Annotated in this window: 23 protein-coding genes; 20 read left to right on the forward strand and 3 right to left on the reverse strand. The window is 63.1% G+C overall.

What is annotated here, in order from left to right; all coding sequences use genetic code 11:
* Positions 1-30: 30 nt before the first annotated feature.
* The 9 genes from GXN78_RS39200 (at position 31) to GXN78_RS39240 (ending at position 9,029) form a co-directional block, all read left to right on the forward strand.
* Complete coding sequence (locus GXN78_RS39200; protein ID WP_239143085.1) at positions 31-1,026, forward strand: tripartite tricarboxylate transporter substrate-binding protein; 996 nt, start codon at positions 31-33, stop codon at positions 1,024-1,026.
* A gap of 393 nt (positions 1,027-1,419) precedes the next feature.
* The gene (locus GXN78_RS39205) at positions 1,420-2,238 is read left to right on the forward strand and encodes an SDR family oxidoreductase (RefSeq protein ID WP_106557964.1); all 819 of its coding nucleotides are present in this window, start codon (positions 1,420-1,422) and stop codon (positions 2,236-2,238) included.
* A 10-nt stretch (positions 2,239-2,248) separates the two neighbouring features.
* Positions 2,249-3,325 (forward strand): amidohydrolase family protein, encoded by a 1,077-nt coding sequence (locus tag GXN78_RS39210; protein WP_181360583.1) that lies wholly within the window; start codon positions 2,249-2,251, stop codon positions 3,323-3,325.
* Positions 3,326-3,427: 102 nt separating this feature from the next.
* On the forward strand, positions 3,428-4,240 hold the full coding sequence (locus tag GXN78_RS39215) for an SDR family NAD(P)-dependent oxidoreductase (RefSeq protein ID WP_106557966.1): 813 nt from the start codon (positions 3,428-3,430) through the stop codon (positions 4,238-4,240).
* Between the two features lie 16 nt (positions 4,241-4,256).
* Positions 4,257-5,000, forward strand: coding sequence for a carboxymuconolactone decarboxylase family protein (locus GXN78_RS39220; RefSeq protein WP_106557967.1), 744 nt, complete (start codon positions 4,257-4,259; stop codon positions 4,998-5,000).
* Positions 5,001-5,039: 39 nt separating this feature from the next.
* Positions 5,040-6,035, forward strand: a complete 996-nt coding sequence (locus tag GXN78_RS39225; protein ID WP_106557968.1) for an MFS transporter — start codon at positions 5,040-5,042, stop codon at positions 6,033-6,035.
* A 75-nt stretch (positions 6,036-6,110) separates the two neighbouring features.
* The gene (gene istA / locus GXN78_RS39230; protein WP_106557969.1) at positions 6,111-7,649 is read left to right on the forward strand and encodes an IS21 family transposase; all 1,539 of its coding nucleotides are present in this window, start codon (positions 6,111-6,113) and stop codon (positions 7,647-7,649) included.
* A gap of 34 nt (positions 7,650-7,683) precedes the next feature.
* Entirely contained in the window at positions 7,684-8,421 is a 738-nt protein-coding gene (gene istB, locus GXN78_RS39235; RefSeq protein ID WP_106557970.1) for an IS21-like element helper ATPase IstB, read from the forward strand.
* Between the two features lie 326 nt (positions 8,422-8,747).
* Positions 8,748-9,029 carry a hypothetical protein gene (locus GXN78_RS39240; RefSeq protein ID WP_106557971.1) on the forward strand — a complete coding sequence of 94 codons (282 nt, stop codon included), beginning with the start codon at positions 8,748-8,750 and terminating at the stop codon, positions 9,027-9,029.
* A gap of 85 nt (positions 9,030-9,114) precedes the next feature.
* On the opposite strand, the gene GXN78_RS39245 is transcribed toward GXN78_RS39240, so the two are convergent.
* On the reverse strand, positions 9,115-10,062 hold the full coding sequence (locus GXN78_RS39245) for a LysR family transcriptional regulator (protein ID WP_106557972.1): 948 nt from the start codon (positions 10,060-10,062) through the stop codon (positions 9,115-9,117).
* A 181-nt stretch (positions 10,063-10,243) separates the two neighbouring features.
* Between GXN78_RS39245 and GXN78_RS39250 the strand changes: the two genes are divergently transcribed.
* The 8 genes from GXN78_RS39250 to GXN78_RS39285 all read left to right on the forward strand — a co-directional run bounded on the left by GXN78_RS39250 (position 10,244) and on the right by GXN78_RS39285 (position 18,058).
* The gene (locus GXN78_RS39250) at positions 10,244-12,019 is read left to right on the forward strand and encodes an NAD(P)/FAD-dependent oxidoreductase (protein ID WP_239143086.1); all 1,776 of its coding nucleotides are present in this window, start codon (positions 10,244-10,246) and stop codon (positions 12,017-12,019) included.
* 13 nt (positions 12,020-12,032) lie between these two features.
* A complete protein-coding gene (locus GXN78_RS39255) occupies positions 12,033-12,572 on the forward strand; it encodes a carboxymuconolactone decarboxylase family protein (RefSeq protein ID WP_106557973.1) in 540 nt (179 codons plus the stop codon).
* Positions 12,572-14,194, forward strand: a complete 1,623-nt coding sequence (locus GXN78_RS39260) for an AMP-binding protein (RefSeq protein ID WP_106557974.1) — start codon at positions 12,572-12,574, stop codon at positions 14,192-14,194. The genes GXN78_RS39255 and GXN78_RS39260 overlap by 1 nt, the downstream gene beginning before the upstream one ends.
* 3 nt (positions 14,195-14,197) lie before the next feature.
* Complete coding sequence (locus tag GXN78_RS39265; protein ID WP_106557975.1) at positions 14,198-14,977, forward strand: SDR family oxidoreductase; 780 nt, start codon at positions 14,198-14,200, stop codon at positions 14,975-14,977.
* A 309-nt stretch (positions 14,978-15,286) separates the two neighbouring features.
* Positions 15,287-16,027 (forward strand): SDR family oxidoreductase, encoded by a 741-nt coding sequence (locus GXN78_RS39270; RefSeq protein WP_164256344.1) that lies wholly within the window; start codon positions 15,287-15,289, stop codon positions 16,025-16,027.
* A 23-nt stretch (positions 16,028-16,050) separates the two neighbouring features.
* Positions 16,051-16,926 carry a CoA ester lyase gene (locus GXN78_RS39275; protein WP_106557977.1) on the forward strand — a complete coding sequence of 292 codons (876 nt, stop codon included), beginning with the start codon at positions 16,051-16,053 and terminating at the stop codon, positions 16,924-16,926.
* A 50-nt stretch (positions 16,927-16,976) separates the two neighbouring features.
* The gene (locus GXN78_RS39280; protein WP_106557978.1) at positions 16,977-17,453 is read left to right on the forward strand and encodes a MaoC family dehydratase; all 477 of its coding nucleotides are present in this window, start codon (positions 16,977-16,979) and stop codon (positions 17,451-17,453) included.
* Positions 17,454-17,770: 317 nt separating this feature from the next.
* Complete coding sequence (locus tag GXN78_RS39285; RefSeq protein WP_106557979.1) at positions 17,771-18,058, forward strand: MAPEG family protein; 288 nt, start codon at positions 17,771-17,773, stop codon at positions 18,056-18,058.
* 71 nt (positions 18,059-18,129) lie between these two features.
* Here GXN78_RS39285 and GXN78_RS39290 read toward each other — a convergent pair whose 3' ends face one another.
* Complete coding sequence (locus tag GXN78_RS39290) at positions 18,130-18,843, reverse strand: hypothetical protein (RefSeq protein WP_239143087.1); 714 nt, start codon at positions 18,841-18,843, stop codon at positions 18,130-18,132.
* Between the two features lie 669 nt (positions 18,844-19,512).
* Here GXN78_RS39290 and GXN78_RS39295 point away from each other — a divergent pair.
* Both GXN78_RS39295 and GXN78_RS39300 read left to right on the forward strand, forming a co-directional pair.
* Positions 19,513-20,049, forward strand: coding sequence for a nuclear transport factor 2 family protein (locus GXN78_RS39295; protein WP_164256346.1), 537 nt, complete (start codon positions 19,513-19,515; stop codon positions 20,047-20,049).
* 199 nt (positions 20,050-20,248) lie between these two features.
* Positions 20,249-21,454: an acetyl-CoA hydrolase/transferase C-terminal domain-containing protein gene (locus tag GXN78_RS39300; RefSeq protein WP_164256348.1), complete on the forward strand. Its 1,206-nt coding sequence runs from the start codon at positions 20,249-20,251 to the stop codon at positions 21,452-21,454.
* 147 nt (positions 21,455-21,601) lie between these two features.
* Here the strand turns inward: GXN78_RS39300 and GXN78_RS39305 are convergent, their stop codons facing one another.
* Positions 21,602-22,579 (reverse strand): tripartite tricarboxylate transporter substrate binding protein, encoded by a 978-nt coding sequence (locus GXN78_RS39305; protein ID WP_164256350.1) that lies wholly within the window; start codon positions 22,577-22,579, stop codon positions 21,602-21,604.
* 442 nt (positions 22,580-23,021) lie between these two features.
* On the opposite strand from GXN78_RS39305, the gene GXN78_RS39310 reads away from it, so the two are divergent.
* Positions 23,022-24,128: an Ldh family oxidoreductase gene (locus tag GXN78_RS39310; protein ID WP_146163085.1), complete on the forward strand. Its 1,107-nt coding sequence runs from the start codon at positions 23,022-23,024 to the stop codon at positions 24,126-24,128.
* Positions 24,129-24,228 lie beyond the last annotated feature (100 nt).

A 24,228-nucleotide genomic window follows, 5' to 3' on the forward strand; every position in this document is an offset into this window, starting at 1 on the left:
CGCGCCGATCATTTCCTACGAGACGCACAAATGATTGTTCCTTCGATGGCCGATTTTCTTCCTACTGCGGTAACGCGTCGCCAGACGCTCGCACTGCTGGCGTCCGCGGTTGCCTCGCCCACAGTCTTCGGGCAAGGCGAAAGTCGTGTGCGCCTGATTGTGCCGACGAGCGCGGGCTCGGGCACAGACGCGACCGCCCGGTTCCTCCAACCGGGCCTAGGTGCCGCCCTCGGCGTCCCGGTCGTCGTGGAAAACATGCCCGGCGCCTCGGGAGTACTTGGGCTGCGAACGGTCGCGCGCGCGGCGCCGAATGACATGACCCTGGCGGTGATCACGAACAACCTGGTGATCTTGCCCAGCGTGATGAAAGGATTCCCGTTCGATGTGAACACCGATTTCACGCCAATCACCATGCTGGTGACCATCCCCATGGTGCTGGCCGTGAACTCGAAGATCGCCGCGAGCAATGCGAAGGAGCTCATTGCCCTTCTCAAAGAAAAGCCGGATGCGATGAATTTTGGATCATCCGGTCCTGGGTCGGTCGCCCATCTGGCGACAGAGATGTTCCTGGACGAAGCGGGGGTCAAGGCCAGGCATATCCCTTATCAAGGCCCCAGTCCGATGACGGTCGGCTTGATCGGTGGACAGGTTGACTTCGCAACGCAAGGCCTTTCTCTTTTCCAGCCGCACATCACAAGCGGAGCTCTTCGGGCCATCGGCGTGTGCTCGACCAAGCGCAGCCCCGCCGCGCCTGACTTGCCGACCATGGCGGAGCAGGGCCTGCCCAACCTCGTGTGTGATGCCTGGGTCACGCTGCTCGCGCCCAAGGGAATGGCGCCCGCGATGGTGAAGAAGCTGAATCAAGCAGCGTTCAAAGCATTTTCAGATCCGGCGCTCAAGCAGGAAATAGTACGTCAGGGCAGCACTGTCACGCTTTGCAGCCCCGAAGAAGCTCAGGCGACGATCCGCCAGGACGCGGTCAGATACGCCGCACTGGTGAAGAAGATCGGCCTGACGCCCCTGTGAGGCGAAGGGCAAGGGTGGGTGGACAGAAGCGAGCGACGGTCCTCCGACCCGCATCTTGCAAAAGTCACTGGCGGCGCGCGCCGTTTTCCCTGGGGGGCTCCTTCCGCAGCGGGCCAACGTTTCGGCAATGCGAACCAATGCCCGCAACGATCGAGGAGGGCGAGCGGCATGCGCATTGCAAGCCGCTCTATCGAGCGTCTTGAGAGCAGATCAGCCGCATTCAAGGTGATGGCTGGGTCGTCCCGCGCGCGGACAGGTGTTCCGCAAAGAGTGGGGGGTCGGGGCCTTGCAAATTGCGGCAAGGTGCTTGGCGCCCCATGCGATTGCTAAGCGCGGACGCATTGCCTACGCTCTGACATCGAACCCCTTGAGGGGAGTCAAAGGAATCACGAGATGTTGGATTTGAGCGGCAAGGTTGCATTCGTCGCCGGCGCGGGCTCGGTGGCGGAAGGTTGGGGTAACGGACGAGCAACGGCCGTTCTGCTGGCGCGCCAGGGTGCCAAGGTCTTCGGGACCGACTTCAACGCGGAGGCGCTGGAGGGGACCGCGGGCGCCATGCAGGAGGAGGGACACAAGCATTGGGCGTGCTGCAAGGCGGATATGACTTCCAGCGACGAAGTGAAGCAGGCGGTCGACAGGTGCCTGCAACGCCATGGCCGCATCGATATCCTGGTGAACAACGTCGGTGGTAGCTTTCCGGGCGACCCTGTCTCTCTGTCGGTTGAAGAGTGGGACGCTCAGATGGACCGCAATCTGAAGACCGCCTTCCTCGGCTGCAAGCATGTGTTGCCCGTGATGGAACGCCAGTTCGAGGCGGAGGGCAAGGGGGGCGCCATCGTCAACGTCTCCAGCATCGCGAGCATGAGCTTCCAGGTCGGAGGGCGCGTGCACATCGCCTATGCGGCGTCCAAGGCGGGGCTGGAAACATTCAGCCGGGCGACCGCCATCGCTTACGTGAAAAAGGGCATTCGCGTAAACACCGTGGTGGTGGGCATGATCGATACGCCACTGGTTTCGCACCGTTTGACAAAGCAGCTGGGTGTCGCCAGCGCCGATGATCTGGCGGCCAAGCGCAATGCGCTTGTTCCTATGGGCCGCACCGGCAGTGCCTGGGATATCGCGAATGCCGTGCTCTTCCTGGCCAGCGATGAAGCAGGCTACATCACGGCCACCAAGCTGGTGGTCGATGGAGGCGTCACGGCAGCCCGGTGAGGGTCGACGCATGAGCGGTTCACCCACCCACATTCCTGTCCGGCCGGATTGGCTCGCCTCCCGTGAGGAGGAGGCGCTGGAGCCGGCGCTGCCGATCGTCGATTCCCATCATCATCTCTACGATCGACCGGGATCCAGGTACCTGCTCGACGACTTGCTGCGTGACCTGAACTGCGGCCACAACGTGCGCGCGACCGTGATTGTGCAGGCGCGCTCGATGCTGCGCGTGGACGCCCCGCCTCACCTGCAGCCGCTTGGCGAAACCGAGTTCGCGAACGGCATGGCGGCGATGAGCGCGAGTGGCATCTATGGCGATACCCGTGTCTGCGCGGGGATTGTGGGGTATGCGGATCTGACTTTGGGGAGTGCGATCCGGCCGGTGCTGGAACGCCATATTGCCCTTGCTGGTGGTGTCATCGAGGATGGCGGCAGATTCCGCGGCGTGCGGCAGTCCCTCACATGGGACGCCAATGCGTCGCTCATGAATCCGTCCTACCCGATCTCCGAGCACATGATGGAGTCGCGCGAGTTCCGCGCTGGATTCGCGCATCTGGCGCCCTTGGGCCTGAGTTTCGAGGGATGGGTCTTTTTCCCCCAGCTGCGGCAACTTGCAGCCCTCGCCCGTGCATTCCCGCAGACCGCCGTGGTGTTGAACCACTGCGGGGGGGTGATCGGCATTGCCAACTACGCGGACCGGGGGGACGAGGTGTTCCGTGAATGGAAGGCGGGTATGGCAGAACTCTCCAAGTGCCCGCAAGTCGTGGTGAAGCTCAGTGGGCTGGGCATGCGACTCGGCGGCTTCGGTTTCGAGGCGGGCGAACGGGCGCCCAGTTCGTCGCGGCTGGCCGATGCCTGGCGCCCCTGGATCGACACTTGCATCGAACTTTTCGGCCCGAGCCGGTGCATGTTTGGCAGCAACTTCCCGGTGGACAAGGGCAGCTACAGCTACGGCATCGGCCTCAATGCGCTCAAGCGCTTGGTGGCCGGTGCGAGCGCGCGCGAACGGGCGGACATCTTCTGTCGCACGGCGAAGACCTTTTACCGGCTGCCGGACGCCGGCTTGGGGATTCCGGCGGCGAAAAGCTGATCTCAGACAGCAAGGAGACAACATGCACGTGCTCGGCAAGCTGCTGCACCATCTGAGGATTTCACGCATCGGTGTGCATTCGCTCCGAGGAGGGCAGGGACGATGAGAGGGCGGCTCGAAGGCAAGGTGGCAATCGTGGTCGGGGCGGGGCAGTTCCCCGGCGAGTCCGTTGGGACCGGACGGGCGACGGCGCTGCGCTTCATGCAGGAGGGCGCGTCTGTGCTGGCCGTCGACCGGAGCCTGGAATCGGCAGAGGAGACCCTGCGCATTTCCGGCGACGATGCGCGAGACTCTCAGGCGCTCCAGGCAGACGTGACGGACACCGAGAGCCTGCAACGGGCCGCCGAGGCAGCGATGGCGCGATGGGACCGCATCGACATCCTCTTCTACAACGTCGGCGTTTCCATTGCCGGTGGTGACAAGCCGCTCGACGAGATCACGGACGAAATTTTCGGGCGCGTCATGGACATCAACCTGCGCGGCGCCGTCATGGCGGCCAAGTACGTGGTTCCATTCATGCGCAAGCAGCGGTCCGGCGCTGTGATCAATCTCGCCTCAGTGTCGGCAATCGAAACAACACGGCCGAACATCACCTACCGAACCAGCAAGGCGGGCCTCATCGCGTTCACTCAACAACTCGCGATTCAGAACGCTGCCTATGGTGTGCGGGCCAACGCCATCCTGCCTGGCGTCATCGATACGCCCATGTCCGTGGACCAGCGGGTGAGTCTGCTGGGTGGAACGCGAGAAGAACTGTCGGCCAAACGCAACCGCGAGGTGCCGCTGCGAGGCAAGCAAGGGACAGGCTGGGATGTCGCGAACGCGGCACTCTTCCTGGCGTCTGAGGAAGCCGCATTCATCACGGGCGTGAGCTTGCCGGTCGATGGTGGCATGCTGATGAGGATCGGGTACTGACAGCGAAGGATGCGGGATGCAAGATGCACAACACGAAGACCTCGCAGACTTGGCTGCCATCTTCAATGATCCAGCCGTGGCAGGGCGCCTGAAGGAGGCGTCGCCGACAGCGTACGAGGCAGCGGCGCGCTTCTGGCGATCAGCGCACATGGCAGCGGCGCTGTCGCCCCGCATGAAGGAGCTGGTACTGGTGGCATTGCATGCCACGGCCACCACCATGAATTCGGAAGTTGTGCGGCGTCATATTGCAAGAGCGCTGTCTTCCGGCGCGACACTGCAGGACGTCCTGGACGTGCTGGTGACGATCGTGGGCATCAGCAATCACGCCCTGTACTTCGCCGTGCCAGTGCTCATGCGGGAACTGAAGGCCGCCGGGCATCCTGAGGCAGAAGCACCGCCCATCACACCGCAGCTCCAGGATATCAAGGACGAATTCATCCGTGTTCGAGGCGTCTGGAACGAACAGCGGGACGTGATCGTTCGGATGATGCCGGAGTACTTTTCGGCTCTCGCGCAGCTGTCTACCGAACCTTGGAAGAACGGCTCCCTGTCGGACAGGGAGCGGGAACTGATTTGCATTGCCATCGACTGCACGGTCACGCACATGTACGAGCCGGGGCTTGTCATCCACATCCGCCAGGCCTTGAAGCACGGCGCCAGTCGCGCAGAGATCCTCGAGGTATTCCATCTCGCGGCGCTGACGGGTCTGGAAGGCTATATCCTGGGCGCCGAGGCCATGTTCGGCCGTGAGCCGGGCTGATCGGGCGACAAGCATAGGCCGACGCCTTCAGGACGAGACGTGACCGATCAGCCGCCTCGACCCGCGCTCGCGCTCACAGTCACCTTCGTTGCGCAGATGCTGATTGCCTTTGTGTCGGCCGCGGCTCCGGTGATTGCGCCGACCGTCGCGCCGCAGCTCGGACTCCATCCCGAGCGAGTGGGGGTGTTCAACGCGCTGATGTATCTATCGGCAATGATTTCAGGTATGTTGCTTGCGCCATGGATTGCATGGGCAGGACCGATGCGCTTCACGCAGATCCTGTTACTTTGCGCTGCGGCGGGTGCTGCGCTCGCCACGGTCGGTACCGTCGTGGGGCTGCTGGCGGCGGCATTGGCGATCGGGATAGCCATCGGTTGCACGAATCCGGCCTTCAACGCGATATTGGGCAGACATGTGCCCATCAGCTCCGCAGGATTGTTTTTTTCTCTCAAGCAGGCCGCCGGTCCTGCCGGGGTCGCTGCGGCTGGGTTCATGCTGCCGATGTGGCTGGTATGGACCGGGTGGAGAGCCTCCTTGGTCTTGATCGCGATCTCGTGCGTTATCGCGACTGCCGCTCTCACACCCACTGTGTCCCGCTTGGAGTGGCGCAGCAGGATGAAGCCGGCGCGGCTGCCGCTCATGTCTGCACTGCTGAAGGTCACGAGCGAACCAGCTCTCAGACGGCTTGGGCTGGTCTCGATGACGTATGCGATGGCCCAGCAGGGATTTCTTGCCTACTTCATCCTTCTGCTTGTCAACCTCGGCATACCGCTTGTTTCAGCGGCCGGACTGCTGGCAAGCTCGCAACTGATCTCGGTCGTTGCGCGGATCGCAGTCGGACATGTCGCAGATTGCTGGATGTCGCCTCGGCACCTTCTCGCGACATATGGCCTGGTCATGGCGATTTCGTTGTTCGCGCTAGGCTCGCTGCCCCCGTCGCCGTCCCTGCTTGCGTATTTCAGGCCATCGTGGACGGCATTTCAGGCTGATCGTGGACGCGATTTCAGCGTGATCGTGGACGGCATTTCAGACTGATCGTGGACGATTTGGGGAGCGCGCAAGTGATCTTTTGACCGGGCCTAGGCTCACCGCTTTTTGCGGTTCAAGCCGATGCCCACCAACAGAATCACCATGCGCCGAATCCGAGAGGCATTGCGCCTGCATCTGCAGGCAGACTTGAGCTACAACGAGGTCGCCCGAGCGCTCAAGATCTCCAAGAGCGTGGCGGGCAAGTACGTCTCCCTGGCCCGCGCGGCAGGCGTGGACTGGGAGCTCGCACAGACCCTCACCGACGAAGAGCTTGAAGCCCGGTTGTACCGGCCGGCGATGCCGCGCAGCAGCCACCAGCTCGCCCCCAACTTCGCGGCCGTGCACCAGGAACTCAAGCGCGCCGGCGTCACCCTCCAACTGCTGTGGGAGGAGTACGCCAGGGGCAACACCCTGGCCTACAAGTACACGAGCTTCTGCGTGAAGTACCGCGCCTGGGCGATGAGCCTGAAGCGCTCGATGCGCCAGACGCACATCGCCGGCGAGAAGCTGTTCGTCGACTACGCCGGCCAGACGGTGCCGCTCATCGACGCGGCCACCGGCGAGATCACCGCCGCACAGATCTTCGTGGCCACGCTCGGTGCATCGAATTACACATACGCCTGCGCCACCGCGCGCCAGACCACCGCCGACTGGATCGGCGCCCAGGTGCGCGCCCTCGAGTTCTTCAATGGCGTGCCGCGGTTGATCGTGCCCGATCAAGCCCGTGCGTTGATCAAGAGCCCGGATCGCTACGACCCCGAACCCAACCGCCTGTACGACGAGTTCGCCGCCCATTACAACTGTGCGTTGCTCGCAGCGCGCCCCGGTCATCCGCGCGACAAACCCAAAGTCGAGAATTCGGTGCTCGTGGTCGAGAGATGGATTCTGGCGCGGCTGCGCAACCGGCGCTTCTTCAGCCTGGTCGAGCTCAACCGCGCCATCGCCGAGCTGCTGGTCGATCTAAACCTGCGCCCGTTCAAGAAGCTGCCGGGCTGCCGACGCAGTGCCTTCGAGCAGTTGGACGCACCGGCGCTGCGGCCCCTGCCGGCCACGCGCTTCGAGCTGTGCACCTGGAAGTCCGCCAAGGTGAACATCGACTACCACGTCGAGTTCGACGGCCACTACTACAGCGTGCCACACCGGCTGGTGCGAACGACGGTCGAGCTGCGCGTCACCGCAAGCCTGGTGGAGTGCTTCGCGGCCAACCAGCGAGTGGCCTGTCACGCGTTGAGTCACCGACGCGGCGGTTTCACGACCGTGGCCGAGCACATGCCGGCATCGCACCGTGCCCACCTGGAGTGGACGCCCCAGAAGTTGATCGATTGGGGCCGTCGCATCGGCGTGAGCGCGGCCGCGGTGGTGACCTGGCAGCTCGAGCACCGCCCACACCCCGAGCAGGGCTACCGCGCCTGCCTGGGTCTGCAGCGCCTGGCGCGCGAGTACACGCCGGCCCGGCTGGAGGCGGCCTGCACCCGCGCGCTGGCGATCCGCTCGCCAACGTACCGCAGCGTGGCTTCGATCCTCAAGAACGGCCTGGACCGCCAGCCATCCCTGTTCACCGGCCCGACGTCGCCACTGCCCGCACACGAGAACGTGCGCGGTCCCGATTACTACCACTGACCCCGGTCCATTGACCACTGCAAGGAGATTGAAGATGTTGAACGAACACACCCTGGACCAACTGCGCAGCCTGCGCCTGGACGGCATGGTCCGCGCCATCGAGGAGCAGGCCACCAGCACCGCGGCGAGCGCGCTGGGGTTCGACGAGCGCCTGTCGCTGCTGGTGCAGCAAGAGATCGCCTGGCGCGACGACAAACGCGTGGCGCGCCTGATGAAGGCCGCCAGGCTCAAGGTCAGCACGGCCTGCGTGGAGGACATCAACTGGCGCGCGAGTCGATCGTTGGACCGTTCACTTGTGGCGGCACTGGCCGGCGGCGACTGGCTGCGCAATGCCCAGAACTTGTTGATCACCGGCGCGACGGGGTGCGGCAAGACGTGGTTGGCTTGCGCCCTGGCGCATCAGGCGGCTCGGTCGGGCTTCTCGGTGCTGTACACCCGCGCCGCGCGCCTCTTCGACGAACTGCAGGTCGCGCACGGCGACGGCAGCTTCACTCGGCGTCTGGCGCACCTGGCCAAGCTGGATCTGATCGTGATCGACGACTTCGCGATCTCCCCGATGGGCGCGCCCGAGCGCAACGACCTGCTGGAGGTGCTGGACGATCGCGTGGGAACGCGCTCGACATTGATCACGAGCCAACTGCCGGTCAAGGCCTGGCACACCTACCTAGACGATCCCACACTCGCTGACGCCATCCTCGACCGCATCGTGCACAGCAGTCACAAGATCGAACTCAAGGGCAAGTCGCTGCGCGATGAGGAACCAATGCAATGAACGCCATGCGCACCTCACGCGCCCGTGGGCTTGAAAACGACTTATCCACCGCGTCGGCCGGTACGTCGCAAGCGCCGACCGCCGCCGTGGATAAGTCTACGCAGCGCCCCTTGCCAAACACCTGGAACATCGCTTCGCGACTGTGCGTTTCAAACTGATCGTGGACGATTGAGATACAGTGAACCCCTCGCTTGCGCGCATCCCATGCGCGTCCATGATGGCGCTGAAACGCCGTCCACGATCAGCCTGAAACAGGCGTCCACGATCGCTGAAATGCGCACCTGCTGCTAGCCGGGTTGATCATGGCTGCCTGCGCGGCAACATCAATGGGCTGGTTCGGCTTGCTGTTCGCACAGCTGCTGCGGCTGGTGCCGCGCGAAGAGCTGGCGCACTGCTCGGGCGGTGTCCAGGTCTTCACCTTCGGCGGCTCCATGTTGGGACCCTACCTGGTCTCCTGCATGCTGGAACTGGGCCATTCGTACTCGGTGGCCTATGTCTGTCTGGGGACTTTTACGATGGGGGGTGGGGCAGCACTGCTGTTTCACGCGCCCTCCCGGGCAGCGGAGCGTGCCCAGGCTGAAGCTGTGGAGGTCGTGAACCGAACTTGACGAAAGCTGCCCGCGTGCCGCCGTCCTCGAAATGACGGCGCCGGTATCGGTGACGCATTTGCTGCATCACGGAGGAAGGAGACGATCACTTCAGCGAAGATTCGCTGAGCACCTGAGCGACCGCGGACGAGGGTTCGCTTTCCGTGCTGAATGCTTCAACAAGGAAATCAACGAAGACGCGCACCTTGCGCGAAAGGCCTCTGCTCGATGGGTAGATCGCATACAAATCTGCATCTCCGGGGCGAGGATTGACGGCGTACTCGCTCAGCACCCTGATCATTCGGCCATCGGCAAGCAGCTGGCGGACCATCCATTCGTGCACGATGATCACGCCCAGATCGGACAGGCCGGACGAAAGCAGGACCAGTCCATTGTCGGACCGGATGCTGCCGCGCACTTCGACCTCCTGAAGTTCGCCTTCGCGCGCGAAACTCCATCGGTTGCGATAGGAGGGAGCCGCAAAAAGCAAGCAGTTGTGCTGGCGCAGGTCCTCAGGTGTACGGGGAATGCCGTGCTTGTCGAAGTAGGCAGGCGTCCCGCAAACGATGCGCCGGCTCGGACTGAGGCGGCGCGCCACGATATCGGCATCCGGCAGGTCGCCGAGCCAGAGAGCTACGTCTATATTGTTCGCGATCAGATCGCGCCGTTCATCGCTGAGCGTGATCTCCAGCTGCAAGTCAGGGTAGTGCGCAAACAGCCGGGGCAGCGCGGGCACAACGACTGTCGTCCCCGCCGTCACTCGAAGTGAAACCCGCAGCAGGCCCTTCACGTCATCCCGCAAGGACCTTGCCTCGGAGGTCGCGTTGTCCAGGTCGTTGGCGATGGCAGTCACGCGCTCATGAAATTGCCTACCGGCATCGGTGAGAGACAGGCTGCGGGTGCTGCGATTGAGAAGCCGGACCCCCAGCTCGTCCTCCAGCGACTTCACTTGGCGTGCCACGGAGCTGATGGAGGAGACATCGCGTGCCGCAGCGGAGAAGCTGCCGGCTTCCACTACTTTGATGAAGGTTCTGATGCGGGTGAATTCGTCCATTCAATGACCTCGAACCTGCATTGTAGAGATGGGGCGGGAAACGCCCCATCATCTTTGCGCCTGAGGCAAGGATGCTTGGCTTGACCGCGTCTAGCTGCCGCGCCGGCTCGTCCATAAAATTTTCGCAAGTCCAGAGGGTTTGCCGCATGTAGCGGCAGAACCAGGACACGAAAGGACAGCAATGCAGGAAACGATCATGGAAAACCGGACGGCACAAGCGTCGGGTTTGAACGAAGCCGATCATGTAGACCAATGGCTCTGCGACTTCGAGGAAGCTCTACGCGCCGGCGACCGAAGCAAGCTCGAGCAGCTTTTCATCGATGACGCGCATTGGCGCGACCTCATCGCCTTCACCTGGAACGTGACGCCCTCCGACTCACGGGACATGGTCGTCTCCACGCTCCTGCGCGAGCAGCCGCGGGTGCAGGCGCATGACTTCAGGATTGCCGAAGGACGCACGCCGCCGAGGCGCGTGAAGCGCACAGGGGTGGAGGTGATCGAGGCGATCTTTCAGTTCGAGACAGCTTCAGGTCGCTGCCTGGGTGTGCTGCGGCTGCCGGCCGCCGACCCGGGGAGAGCTTGGGTCATCAGCACCTCGCTGCGGGAACTGAAAGGTCATGAAGAACCTGTGGGGGGCAGGCGGCCAGAGGGGACGAGCAATCGGATTTTCGGTGGCGAGGCCTGGGGCCAGCGGCGTTCGCGCGAGCAGCGGTACGACGAGCGAGATCCTGCCGTGTTGGTGGTCGGAGGGGGGCACAACGGCTTGCTGGTTGCGGCGCGCCTGCGCCTGCTGGGGGTGGACGCGCTGGTGGTGGAACGGCTGCCGAACGTCGGCGATGTCTGGCGCAAGCGGTACAGCGCGCTGGCGCTGCACAACGAGATTGAGCTGAACCACATGCCCTACATGCCGTTCCCGGCCACCTGGCCCAAGTATCTGACCAAGGACATGCTGGGGGACTGGATCGATGCGTATGCCAAGGCCTTGGAATGCAATGTGTGGACCGGCACGAAGTTCGTGCAGGGCAGCTACGACGACGCGCGTGGGGTGTGGACCGCACGCGTGCAGCGGGCCGACGGTTCCGAGCGGGTGCTGCACCCGCGTCATCTGGTCTTCGCCAATGGCATCGTTGGCGAGCCAAAAATGCCGGACACCCCCGGCTTGAAGGACTTCAAGGGTCAGTTGGTGCATGCGCAGGGCTTCGACAGCGGTGCACCGTGGCGCGGCAAGAACGTGCTGGTGCTGGGGGTGGGCAACAGCGCCCACGACATTGCCCAGGACCTCCATGGCCACGGCGCCAACGTGAAGATGATCCAGCGCAGCTCGATCACCGTTTTCAGCGTCAAGGCAGCCAGCATCAACCATGCGATTTACTACAACGAAGGCCTGACCGTCGACGATTGTGATCTCATCGCCACCAGCGGCACTTTCCAGGTGCAGTTGAAGGGTTATCAGCTCGGCACCCAGCGCATGCTGGAGATCGACAAGGACTTGTTGGCGGGGCTACGCGCGCGGGGGTTCAAGGTGGACAGCGGTCCGCAAGGCGGTGGCCACCAGATGCGGGTGCGCAACAACCATGGCGGTTACTACCTCAATGTCGGCTGCTCCGACCTGATCGTGAATGGCGAGATCGGCCTGCTGCACTACGAAGACATCGAACAGTTCGTGCCAGAGGGCGCTTTGATGAAGGACGGCCGCGTGGAGAAGGCCGACCTGGTGGTTGCCGCCACGGGGTATCACCCCCCACACGACGTCATCCGCGAACTCCTGGGTGAGGAGATCGCCGGCAAGATCGGCCCGGTGTGGGGTCTGGACAAGGGCGGTGAGATGTGGAACATGTACAAGCCCACGCCGCAGAAGGGACTTTGGTTTACAGGCGGCGGCTTTGCGCAGGGCCGCGTGTGGTCCCATTACATCGCCCTCCAGATCAAGGCGCGCGAAGCGGGCATCGTCTCCTGAGGCGCGATAAACAATGCGCATCCCGCCCTGGAACTCCGACAGCAAGCCGCAGCCGCCCGAGCTGGTCGATGCGATCCTCGCACGCCGCGGCGGCGCGCTGTTGAACCTTGATCGCGCCCTGCTCTGGAGCGAACCGCTCGCTCGGGGCTGGAATGCCTATCTCAAGGCAGTGCGCACGGACCTGAGCGTCAGCCCAAGGCTGCGGGAACTGGGCATCTGCACAGTCGCCCTGATCACCGGCGCGCACTACGAGTACCACCACCACGCTCCGGACTATCTGGCCGCCGGTGGGTGCCAGGAAAGCCTCGACGCGCTGGATGCCTATGTGAAGGCGGGAAAGGACGAACCACCGTCCGGAATGACCGCAGACGAGGCACTGGTCGCACGCTATGCGGCGCAGATGACACGCAATGTTCGCGTCGACGATGCGGTGTTTGCTGCGATGACAGAGCGCTTCGACACGACGCAGCTGGTAGAGCTCACGGCGTCCATTGCGACCTACAACATGGTAGCGCGATTCCTGGTTGCGCTTGGTGTGAGACCGGAGGACTGATGGCCGCGGAGGTGATCGAGTGCGATCTTCTGGGCGATCTACCGTCGCTCGCGGTGCATCGCTGGGGTGATCGCAGCGCACTTGTGTTCAAGGACCGCACCTGGTCATACAGGCAGTTCAATCAGGAGGTTGAGATCCTCGCACGGGCGCTCTCGTGCGCCGGCGTGCAGCAGGGCGACAAGGTGGCCGTCTGGCTTCCGAACAGCCCGGAACTTCAGTTCCTGCTGTTTGCCATCGTGCGCATCGGCGCAGTTGCAGTGCCGCTGAACACGCGCTACAAGTCCTCGGAGCTCGCGTTTGCATTGCGCCATTCTGGCAGTGTCTTCCTTGTGAGCTGCACGCGAGCAGGCCCCGTGGATTTTGAGGCGCTCTTGGCGGACGCACTTGGCCTTGTGCCCGAAGAGCAAAACGGCAATGCGACGTTCCCAGCTGCGCCGCAACTGAAGACCGTCGTGCTCATCGGGGACGCGAATCTGCCCGGCTCAATCTCATGGGAGCAGTTCCGCGAGCCGGGCACGCGTCCTAGTGCACAGGTGACGCTGCCGACGGTCTGCGCGTCGGATACGGCCATGATGATGTTCACCTCTGGCACCACCGGGCGCCCCAAAGGCGTCCTGCTCAATCACGCCGGACTCCGGCTGTGCCGCGATCGTTCCCGCATCATGGGCCTGGTGGAGAGCGACGTACAGCTTACGTATCTGCCGCTGTTTCACATCTACGCGATCGGCTATTCCGTCATCATGTCCTTCCTCTGCGGCGCCAAGCAGGTGCTGATGGAGATGTTCAACGGCGAGCACGCGCTGCGCCTTATCCATCAGCACCGCGTGACGGTGGTCCACGGCTTCGAAGCGCATTTCGCCGATCTGCTGGCCGCCAAGGCCAGACTCGACCTGGATATCGGAAGCCTTCGCACGGCGAGCTTCGCGACCGGCGCGGAGTCGGTGCGAACGCTGGCGCAGAGCGTGCAGAGGGAGCTCTGCGAGACGGCGGCGAGCTACGGCCTCACCGAAATGTGGGGCGGCATCTCCATCACCTCACCGGGCACCACGTTGTCGCAACGCTGCGAGGCCAGCGGTCTTCCGCAACCAGGCATCGATGTGCGCATCGTCGATATCGACACCGGCGAGGTACTTCCGTCGGGCGCAGTGGGTGAAATCCAGGTGCGCAGCTACGCACGGCTGATCGCGTACCACCAGGATCCTGAAGCGACCAGGGACGCGCTGGATGGCGAGGGCTGGTTCCGCACCGGAGACGCAGGCCTTCTGCGCGAAGACGGACACCTGCGGTATCTCGCGCGCTACAAAGACATGCTCAAGGTCGGCGGAGAGAACGTCGCACCGGCCGAGATCGAAGAGCTGCTCTGCAAGATGCCCGGCATCCGGTCCGCCGCCGTGGTGGGCCGGAAGAGTGAACGCCTTCAAGAGGTACCGGTCGCCTTTGTGGTCCCGGAGGTTGGCGCGCAACCTTCAGAGGAGGAGGTCATCGAACTCTTCCGCGGAAAGATCGCCAGCTTCAAGATTCCTGTGCGCGTGATCTTCGTGGATGAACTGCCCATGACGTCCACGGGAAAGGTTCAGAAGGAAGCGCTCAGGCAACGGCTGAACCTGAACAGCACGGAGTAATTCATGGCTGATGACCCCATCCGTCCGATCATGAGCAAGACAGCCGTCGTCACTGGTGGTTCGTCCGGAATCGGACGAAGCACGGTGGAACGTCTCCTCTCCGAAGGGTGGACAGTATGGAATCTCGACCTGAACGCCGAGAGCGCTGCGGACGCCGCTCGCCGGCAGCAGGATGGACGGCGCTACCGGTTCGAGCAGTGCGACGTCTCGCAAGCGGCGAGCGTGAAGAATGCGTTCGAGCAGGTCGGTGCGGAGCACTCAACGCTCGATGCCCTCATCTGCTCTGCAGGAGCGGTCCGCGTGGGATCGCTGGAGGAGCACACGCCGGAGCAGGTGGACCTGATCCTCGGCGTCAATGTGAAGGGACCCTGGCTTTGCGTCCGCGAGGCGCTACCGCTGCTGAGAAAAGACGCCAGCACGATCAACCCATCGCGTGTCGTCATCCTCGGCTCCGTTGCCGGCATCCGGCCAAAGGTCGGGGCCGGGTTCTATGGCGCCAGCAAGGCTGCACTGCACGTGCTCACTGGCGTCCTGGCGGTGGAGCTCGCGCCCTCGGGAGTCATTGTGAACGCGGTGGCTCCGGCATCGGTCGAGACGCCGATGATGCAGTCGGTCGCAGGCGGCTCGTACAAGATTTCGAATGACTCGCCGCTTGGACGCATCGCGCAGCCGGAAGACGTCACTGATGTGATCATGTTCTACCTGGGTGACGCGGCCAAGTACGTCAACGGCACCGTCCTGCCCGTTGATGGGGGCACACGAGCTGCCTTCGTCAAGAGATAGCCTGCGCTGTGCAGGGCGGGCCGGATCCTGGGTGCAGGAAGGGGCCTCGGGCACTGCGCGAAGGTTGACATGCAATGGTTTTGCGCGTCCAATATACCAATGCGTATGAAAACACGCGCAAGCGTAGATTGGAACCGTCGCATCGATGGCGGTGGACGCATTCTGCAAAGGGCGCAAGCAAGCACGGCGCGAGTACGGTCGCACCGTCGCATCGGCCGACGCCGCTGAACAAGGAATCCAAAGATGCAGGAGCAGCAATCCGACAAGGGCAAAAGGCCGGGCTTCTTTGCTGAATTCCCCAGCGAAGGCGTGGCCGTCGTGATCGGCGGCAGCGGTGGCATCGGCAGGGTCGTGTGCCAGCGCCTGGCGCAATGCGGCTGTGACGTTGCGTTGACCTACCGACGCAATGAGCAGAAGGCTGCTGAAGTGGCGGCCATGGTCGTACAGATCGGGCAGCGTGCCGATTCGCAGCCGCTGGACCTGACCGATCCCGCCGCCGTGGAGCACTACTACCAGCATGTCGTTGGTCGTTTCGGCCGCATCCATAGCCTGGTGGTCGCGACGGGCGCGGACATCCGCATGGACTACCTGTCCAACATCAGCGTGGAAGAGTGGCGTTCCACGATCGTCAATGATTTGGTGGGATTCTTCAATGCGGTGAAGCTGGTTCTGCCGCACCTGCGCGCGGGCGGCGGAGGCTCGATCGTTGCGCTCAGTTCTGCCGCGATGGCGCGGCACTCGCCGATGGACATCCTGTCGACAGGCCCGAAGGGCGGTATCGAGTCCGTGGTGCGCGCAGTGGCGCGCGAAGAGGGCCGCTACGGCATCCGGGCGAACAGCGTCGGACTCGGTGCGATCGACACCGGCCTGATGGACCGCGTGTGGGCACATCTGTCGCCCGAGGCTTCCGACGCCATGCGCCACGGCGTTCCTTTGCGCCGCATAGGCAAAGCCGACGAGGCGGCGGATGCGATCGTCTTTCTCGCCTCGGAGCGGTCTGCCTTCACCACCGGACAGCGCCTGGTGCTGGACGGCGGGTTCTCCACCTGAGCCCTCTGCGGTGGAATGCCATCATGAAGTTTGTTCGTTCCTTTCTCTTTGTGCCGGGAAACAAGACCGGGTGGATCGAAAAGTCGGTGAGCAGCCAGGCCGATGCGCTGATCCTTGACCTGGAAGACAGTGTGCCGCCCGCCCAGAAGCCGGAAGCGCGCGAGATCGTTCGTTCCAAGCTGGCTTGGCTGGCCGAACAGAAGCAGCGTACCTGGGTGAGGATCAATCGCAGCCCGCATCTCTACGACTTCGATGACATCCTTGCCGTTGTCGGATCACATCTCGAAGGCATCGCCCTGTCCAAGCCGAACGGCGTGGAGGACATCGACACCGTCTCTGCCATGCTTGCGGAAGCCGAATACCGCAAAGGCGTGCGGGTCGGGTCCACCTTGCTGCTTCCCATCCTCGAGACGGCGCGCTCCATGCAGTTGGCCTTTGACATCGCGCAACGGCCGCGCGTGACTGCGATTACTGGGCTGTCCGTGAAGAACGGGGATGTGGCCCGTGCGCTCGGCACTGGATGGACTGCGGAGGGCCGCGAGTCGCTGTTCCTCAAGTCGAGGGTCGTCATGGCGGCGCGTGCAGCCGGCAAGCAGCCCATCGGTGGCCTCTGGCAGCAGGTGCACGATCTCGAGGGACTCGCGAAAGCCGCGGCCGAGGACCGCTGTCTCGGCATGAGCGGGCAGTTGCTGCTCCACCCGTCGAACGTAGCGATCGTGAATCGGATCTATAGCCCGTCGCCGGAAGAGGTGGCCTACTGCCGAGGTCTGATCGACGCCGTGGAAAGAGCGCAAGCCGCTGGCCGAGCCTCCACGATCTATGAGGGCGAACATGTCGACATCGCGCACGCGAACACGGCCCGGGCGATCCTCGCCCTCGCCCGATCTTTCGAGAACTGAGGGGCTTGGGCGCCCTGATCCAACCAACCGCGCCACGCGCAGGAAACGAAATGTCCGGCCTTTACTTTGAAGATCTCCACGAAGGGTTCGCGGTCGAGCACGCCATCCGCAGGACAGTGACGGAAATGGATAACACCCTCTTCTCCGCGCTGACGTACAACCCGGCAGCGCTGCACATCGACGCGGAGTATGCCAAGAGCACCATCTACGGACAGCGCGTCGTGAACAGCACATTCCTTCTCGCGCTGGTCGTGGGCGTCAGCGTGATAGACACGACCCTGGGCACCACGATCGGCAATCTCGGTTTCGAGGAAGTCCGCTTTCCGAAGCCGGTGTTCCATGGCGACACGATCCGGGTGCGAACGGAGGTGGCCGCTTCCCGCCTCTCGAAGAGCCGTACGGATTCGGGAATCGTCACGTTCCGGCACATCGCCTTCAACCAACGGGACGACCAGGTATGCGTCGCCTTGCGGAATGCCTTGATGCTGCTGCGGCCCAAGCCGCCCACAGAAGGTGCTGCGGCGTGACGGCGTTGGTTGCGATCAGCGCAGATCCAGTGGCGCCGATCCTCGGCGTTGCCGACTTGGGAGCCGCTCCTTCTTCCGCCTCGCCTGAAATGGCAGGCTATTTCTGAAGGAATCCAAATGGGCCTGTTGCGACATTGTCTAGTGGAGATCCGTCGGCGGCGCGACCCGGATTGGGCGCCTGCTGATGAACTGCTGCTCGAGATCCGCCGCTCCCGGAATGAGAGCGGCGTTGCGAGCACTCGCGCAGCTGCCCAAGATGTGCATACGCCCACTTTGCAACTCCATCGCGGGCAAGCCGTGATTCTGAGTGGCGGTCGGTGACCGCAATAGAGCTGGGCCAACCACTGCGCCGACACACCAGTGCCCAAGGCAACTTCGTCGAGTATGGGCCATTGGCACTGATTGGTATGGGCTTGGTGGAGGTGCATGCGGCGCCGACCTGGATGATTTTGGCGATGGTCGGGATACTGTCCTTGGGAAGGTTACTGCATGCGATGGGCGTGCTACGCGGCTCCGCGCCCTTGGGCGGCTTGGGGATGATCCTGACCTATGTGGCCCTGGCTTCGGCCGCTCTTCGTCTAGTCCTTGGCATCCGCTATCAATGACGCGGTTCAGGCGAAATAGCCTGCGCCGTGCACAACGCCTTGCCGCTTGCTCAGCAGCTGTGCTGCTGCGCTCAACCTTGTGAAGAGAAAAGAAGGCGGTAGACTGAAGACTGCATCATGCGATGCAGCGATGCGAGCTCAGGCAGAGCCGTGAGAGTAGCGAGATGACGCGAAACGGTCGCTTCGTAGGAACCCTCGAGGACGATTGCCAGTTCCGCAGTGAGCGCAGGATCGGGCCTGAGCGCGGCTTCGGGGTTGTGCACATTGGCGGCCGCCACGTTCACCTCAAATACCCGCACGCGTGTCACGCAGGCATCTTGCATGATCTCACCGAGCGCCGCGTCGATGGCGCGGCGTATCGCTGTCCTTCGTTCCTCGGCGGCCTGCTCGTACAGAACCGCGGCGAGAAAGCCACCCGTTCCATCGCCTCGTTCCACGGTGACGTTCGCTGGCATGCGTATTGCCCGCCGGAAGTGCGGCATGATGCGCCGCGTCCAGTCGCTGAAGTTCCGCAGGCGCTCCAAGTATGTGGGCGCGTTGGTAACTTCAGGCGAATCGAGATCGGAGAACGTGAAGTAGCGTCGGCCTTCTCCAGCGACACGCAGGTACCGCCGGCAGCTTCGAAAGCCGGGAACGTCGACACGGTCCCGCAGGTGATCCCATTGGTACCAGCCCTCGTACTCACCCTCGATCTCGGGGTCAATGTCGTTCCAGACGCAAAGAACCGCTGTCGATAGCTGCGCCCCGGGCGCTCTGGCGGGCGGGCCTTCCATTCGATTTGTCATGTGAGTTGGTTTCCATTCACGTGGCACTGATTTCAGCCTGAGCGATGAGTTGAGCCAGCGAACGCATTCGCGATCTCATGAACTCGACGAGTTGCTGGTTCGCATCAAAAGGCGCATGCGCACACGCGCGCCGAAGGCGCGCCCCTGCGCCTGCACGCGCCGCACTTGGCGAGGTCGCACTGACAGGCACCGGCGACGACGATCTCGGTCCGCACGGAGGCGAAGGCGCCGGTCCGGGAGGAGCGCGACGGGTGCATGGTGCTTCCTTCTGTCGTTTGCGTTTGTTCCATTTGGATGAACCTTGTCCGGTGTCGCAGGCATCACGTCGCACGGTGAAACCAGGGCAGGGCGTCTGATTCCAAAATTCTAAGAAATGGCTCTTGCCGCAGCCACCGGTGTTCACGGGAAGGACAATTGCCATCAGCGCAAAAGATCGCTGTACGGGTCCGATGGGATGTTGTGCAAGGCAATGGAATTGGCATCAGCTCAACTCTTGAGCATTGGTGGGGCGCCTCAGGGAAACCACCGCCAGCTTCGGTTGCGCCTCACGTTGACATCGCGCCGGTGACACGTAACATACGCGTACGTATCCATGAGAGCGATCGCGAATGTGCAGATCGACAACCACTCGATGGCTACGTCAACATTGGCAAGGCTATGCAAAAACAGATGAGCGAATTGCTAGAGCGCGAGCGCATCCGCGACGCACTTCAGCGCTATGCCCGCGGCGTCGATCGCCGCGACTGGGCCTTGGTGGCCAGCGCCTACCATTCCGACGGTTATGACGATCACGGAGGGTACAAGGGCGGGGTGCCTGGACTTCTCGAGTGGCTTGAGCGACGGCACGCCACCATCGAGCAATCCATGCATTTCCTCGGCAATTGCATCATCGATTTCCTGTCGGAAGGCATTGCGGTCGCGGAGACGTATTGCATGGTTTACCAGCGCTATGGCGAGGAGGCGCGGGAAACGATCCAAGTGTGGCTGGGCGAACAACCGCTGCCTCCTGGCGAGAGGCTGATGGCGGAGCTTGCGTGTCGCTACGTGGATCGCTTCGAACTGCGCGAAGGAGAGTGGCGAATAGCCCGGCGCACGGTGGTCATGGAGGAGGTCAAGGCGTCGGTCGAGCTGGTGCGCCTGAGACCAGGTTACGCGCAGGCGCGCCGCGATCGGACTGATGCACTCTGGCAGGCGCTTGGTTCATGACCGCTGCAGGATGGTTTCTGTCTCTGAATCCATGTTGCGCCAGTTTCCGCGCACCGCGCGATCGATGCCTGAGAAGGGGGCCTGAACCGGTGGCACTCGCTGAGGTGCTCGATGTGTCCGCTGGGTAGATGATCTTGACAACGACGCCCGCACCGCATCCATGCGAACCGCATCTTTGATCGCCGGCTTGGCTCCAGGCATGCGGGTATTCGTGGCGGGCCTGACTGGCGAATCCGCCTTGCTTCGCGAGCAACTGCTGGCGCATCCTTCGCAATCGGCGGGCGTCGAATTCACCAGCGTCCAACTGCCGGGCGTCGATCGCAGTGACTATCTGGCCATCCACCCCAAATCGAAGAGCGAAGGCTTCTTCATGACGCCGGGCATCCGTGCTCGCGGCGCAGATCAGCGGGCCGCGGTGCTTCCGTTGGACTACACGGGGCTCGTGCGCTACCTCCTCGAAGTGCCGGCGTTCGACGCTGCCGTGGGACAGTTCACGCCGCCCGACGCCGGCGGCTGGTGCAGTCCAGGCTTGTGCGCCGATTTCACGCCGCTCGTCTGGCCGCGTGCAAAGCGGCGCGTAGGGCATCTGAATCCGCACCTGCCACGCTTCGAAAGCAGCTTTCGCGTGCATGTCTCGGAGTTCGACGCCTTCGTCGAGGCGTCGGCGCCACTGCTTGCCGTGCCAGCGCCGCCATCGAACAGCGTGAGCGAGGCGATCGGCCGCCATGCAGCAGACCTGATTCGCGACGGGGATACCCTCCAATTCGGCATTGGCTCTGTGCCGCCGCAGGTGGCTCGGGCCCTGCATTCGCACCGGCGCTTGCGCATTCATTCCGGCATGGTGTCTGCCCTGTTGGAAACGCTCTGGGAGAGCGGTTCGCTGGATCGCGATGCGCGGATCGTGACAGGCGTCCTGCTCGGAGATGACCACTTCTACCGGTATGCGGAAGCGCTGGGCCGGATCTTTCTTGACGATGTTCGGCAAACGCACGGGCTGCACGTGATGTCCAACATTCCTCGATTCGTTGCGATCAACGGCGCCGTGGAGGTGGACCTTTTAGGCCAGGTCAACTCCGAGCGCAGCGACGGGTCGATCCAAGCGGGAGCAGGCGGACTGCCCGCGTACGCGCAAGCAAGCCAACTCGCGCCTGAAGGCAGGCTGCTGATCTGCCTGCCCGCCGCTGCAAAGTCCGGCAAGCTTTCGCGTATCGTTCCATGTCTGAGTGCGAACTCCCTCTGCACCGTACCCCGCCACCTGACGGACGCGGTAGTCACCGAATTCGGAGTCGCAGAGCTGCGTGGCCTCTCAGTCGATCGTCGCGCCGAGGCTCTGATGGCCATCGCCCATCCTGAACACCGAAGTGGACTCTCCAAATCGTGGGAAGAGATGCGCAAGCGGCTTTGACGACTCCCGGAGTGCCCTAGGCAGCCAGCGGAACGCTCACCTCCCGCGAAAGCAAGGATCGTCCTCCAGCGCTTTGGAATCCTGGACCACCAGGTATCCGCCGTGAAGCGGAATGAGGCGGTTGCGAGGACGTCTACTTGCGGGCCTTCAGCTGCGCGCCACCTGAACGATCTTCTTCCACCGGACGGCTTCTCGCGCCACCTCCACGGGAAGGGCCTTGGCACCCATGATCTCTGGTTCGATGACCTGCTTCGCGCAGAATGCCTTGTATTGAGGCGTCTGTGCGATTTCGCTGATGGCATCGGAGAGCAGCTGCAGCACCGGTTCCGGAGTCCCCGCAGGGGCCATGAAGTCCAACTGCGAGGAAACCTCGAAGCCCGGCACACCGGCTTCTGCGATCGTCGGTACATTGGGGAGCGACTCCCAGCGACGCGCATTCGTCACGCCCAGGGCGCGCACCTTGCCAGCCTGGATAAGGGGGAGCATGCCAGCGGAACTTTGGCACGTGAAGGTGATACGCCCACCGACCACGTCCGTGAGGGCCATCGTCGACTCCTTGTAGGCGATGTGGCGTGCTTGCGTGCGGCTCAGGTCATTGAAAACGACCGCGCACAGATGCGCCGAACTGCCAGGCCCCTGCGACGAATAGGTGATCTCGCCGGGGTTGCGCTTCATCGCCTCGAGCAGTTCCCCGAGCGTCTTGTAAGGCGAGTCGGCCGCCACGACGACCGCCTGCGGAACGCGGGCGACCCGTGCGATGGGAGCGAAATCCTTCTGCGCATCGAATGGCGGCGGCGAGACTTCCGAAAACAGCGGCAGCAGGTAGAGGGGAATGCCGGTGAGGATGAGCGTGTATCCGTCGGCAGTGGCCCTCGCCGCCTGCGTGTATCCCAGCAATCCTCCGGCGCCCGGCTTGTTCTCTGCGACCACGCTTTGTCCAAGCCGTTTCGCGAGGGGTTCCGTGAAGAATCGCGTAACGGCATCGATCCCGGTGCCCGCTGATGCCGGCACGATGATCTTGATAGGCTTCGAAGGGTACTGCTGCGCGCGGGTGGCGGCGCCTGCGGTCACCAATGGAACTGCGGCCGCCATCTTGAGCATCAGGCGTCTACGGTTGCTGGTCATCTTTGTCTCCTGTGTTTGCCCGAGGCTCTCTTCACCCCAGTTCAAACCTGATTCTAGGAAGCGCATCGCTGATCGCGTCATGGCCACACAGGAAGGAGTTTTGCATCGGGAGGAAAGATGAAACGCAGGATGGAATTGCGTGCCGCTCGGGCCCTCGCGTCCAAGTTCATGCCGCGCCGGAAGATCCATGCGGCGGAACGCTCGGCTGAACCCGCCCTTCAGAGCGCGTCAGGCAAGAGGCGCTTGCGCGCTGGCAATGGCTCGCGGCCCGGTACGCAGCGAAATGGAACTCTACCTTTGCGTGACACGCAATGGTGTTTGCCGACCGGTCGTCTGTTTGCGCGAGGGGAGCCTTCCTAGAATTCGTGACAGTGAAAAGCATCGCCGGCAAGCGCGGTAAGCGCGGCAAGGCCTGGGCTACTACTGTCTCGTCTCGCTCACCTTGATCACCTTCGAGCTTGGACTGCCCCATGCGGTAGCACATGAGCTCGAGGACGCGGGACGTGGCGTGGACTGGTGTCCGCAGTCGAGCAAAAGAATTCTTGCACCTGACTACCTACACAACATGAAACTCACTCTCGAAGATGCCAAGGCTCTGGCCGTCGCTTTCCTGGTCCGGCATGAGATGCCCGAGGATCACGCGGGCACAGTCGCGGACCACTTGGTGTACGCCTCCCTCGCGGGCCACTCATTTGCCGGTTTGTCGCGGCTTCTGCCCATTGCGGAAAACTTGCGCCGCCGCGGCCCTGGAGGAACCATCCGGACGCTGCATGAAACCGACAAGTCGGCGCTCATCGACGGGGCAAATGTGAACGGCTATGTCACTTCGCTTCTTGGGATGGACAAGGCTATCGAGCTGGCCAAAAAGAGCGGCGTGGGCATCGTCGGGGTCAACAACAGTTGGTTCTCGGGGATGCTTCGCTACTACGTGGAGCGCGCCGCGCGGGCCGACATGATCGCGATGCATGCCGCAAACTCGGCGGCTCGCGTGGCGCCATACGGCGGAATTGATCGGGTGCTCGGCACCAACCCGATAGCGTTTGCCTTTCCCGCTGAGGGACAGCCGCTGGTGGTCGACTTCTCCACCGCCGCGATCGCCTGGGGCGATGTTCTCTTTCATCAGCAGACCGGGCGTCCGCTGCCAGAAGGCCGTGCCGTCGACGCCGACGGCCGACCGACCGTCGACCCGGTCGCCGCCATCGCAGGCGCCTTCCTGCCCTGGGGAGGGGCCCGCGGATCCAGCCTTGCGATCATCGTGCAGGCTCTAGGCATCCTGGCCGGCAGCGATCCGGTTATTGGAGAAGCGGGCAAATGGGGCTACTTCTTCATGGCGCTGGATCCACGATTGTTGATGCCCACGCCGGACTTCAAGAATCAGATGCAAACCTTGCGTGCCAGCATCGAATCGTCTCGCCCCATGCCTGACGGCGATTCGGTGCGAACACCTGGAGCCGGCAGCCAAGCGAGCGTCGAGGCGGGGCGTGCGCGCGGCTGGATCGAGGTGGCCGACGAGGTGTACGAAGCCGTCAAGCTTGGTACCGGGGCTTGAGTCGGGCGTGATGAGGGATTATCCTCGTTTGACTATTTACATACGCACGCGTATAGTGAATGCAAAGGCACTCGCACATGCCGTCTTGAGTGTCAATCTT

The sequence above is a fragment of the Variovorax sp. WS11 genome (assembly GCF_010499245.1).
GTDB lineage: Bacteria > Pseudomonadota > Gammaproteobacteria > Burkholderiales > Burkholderiaceae_C > Variovorax.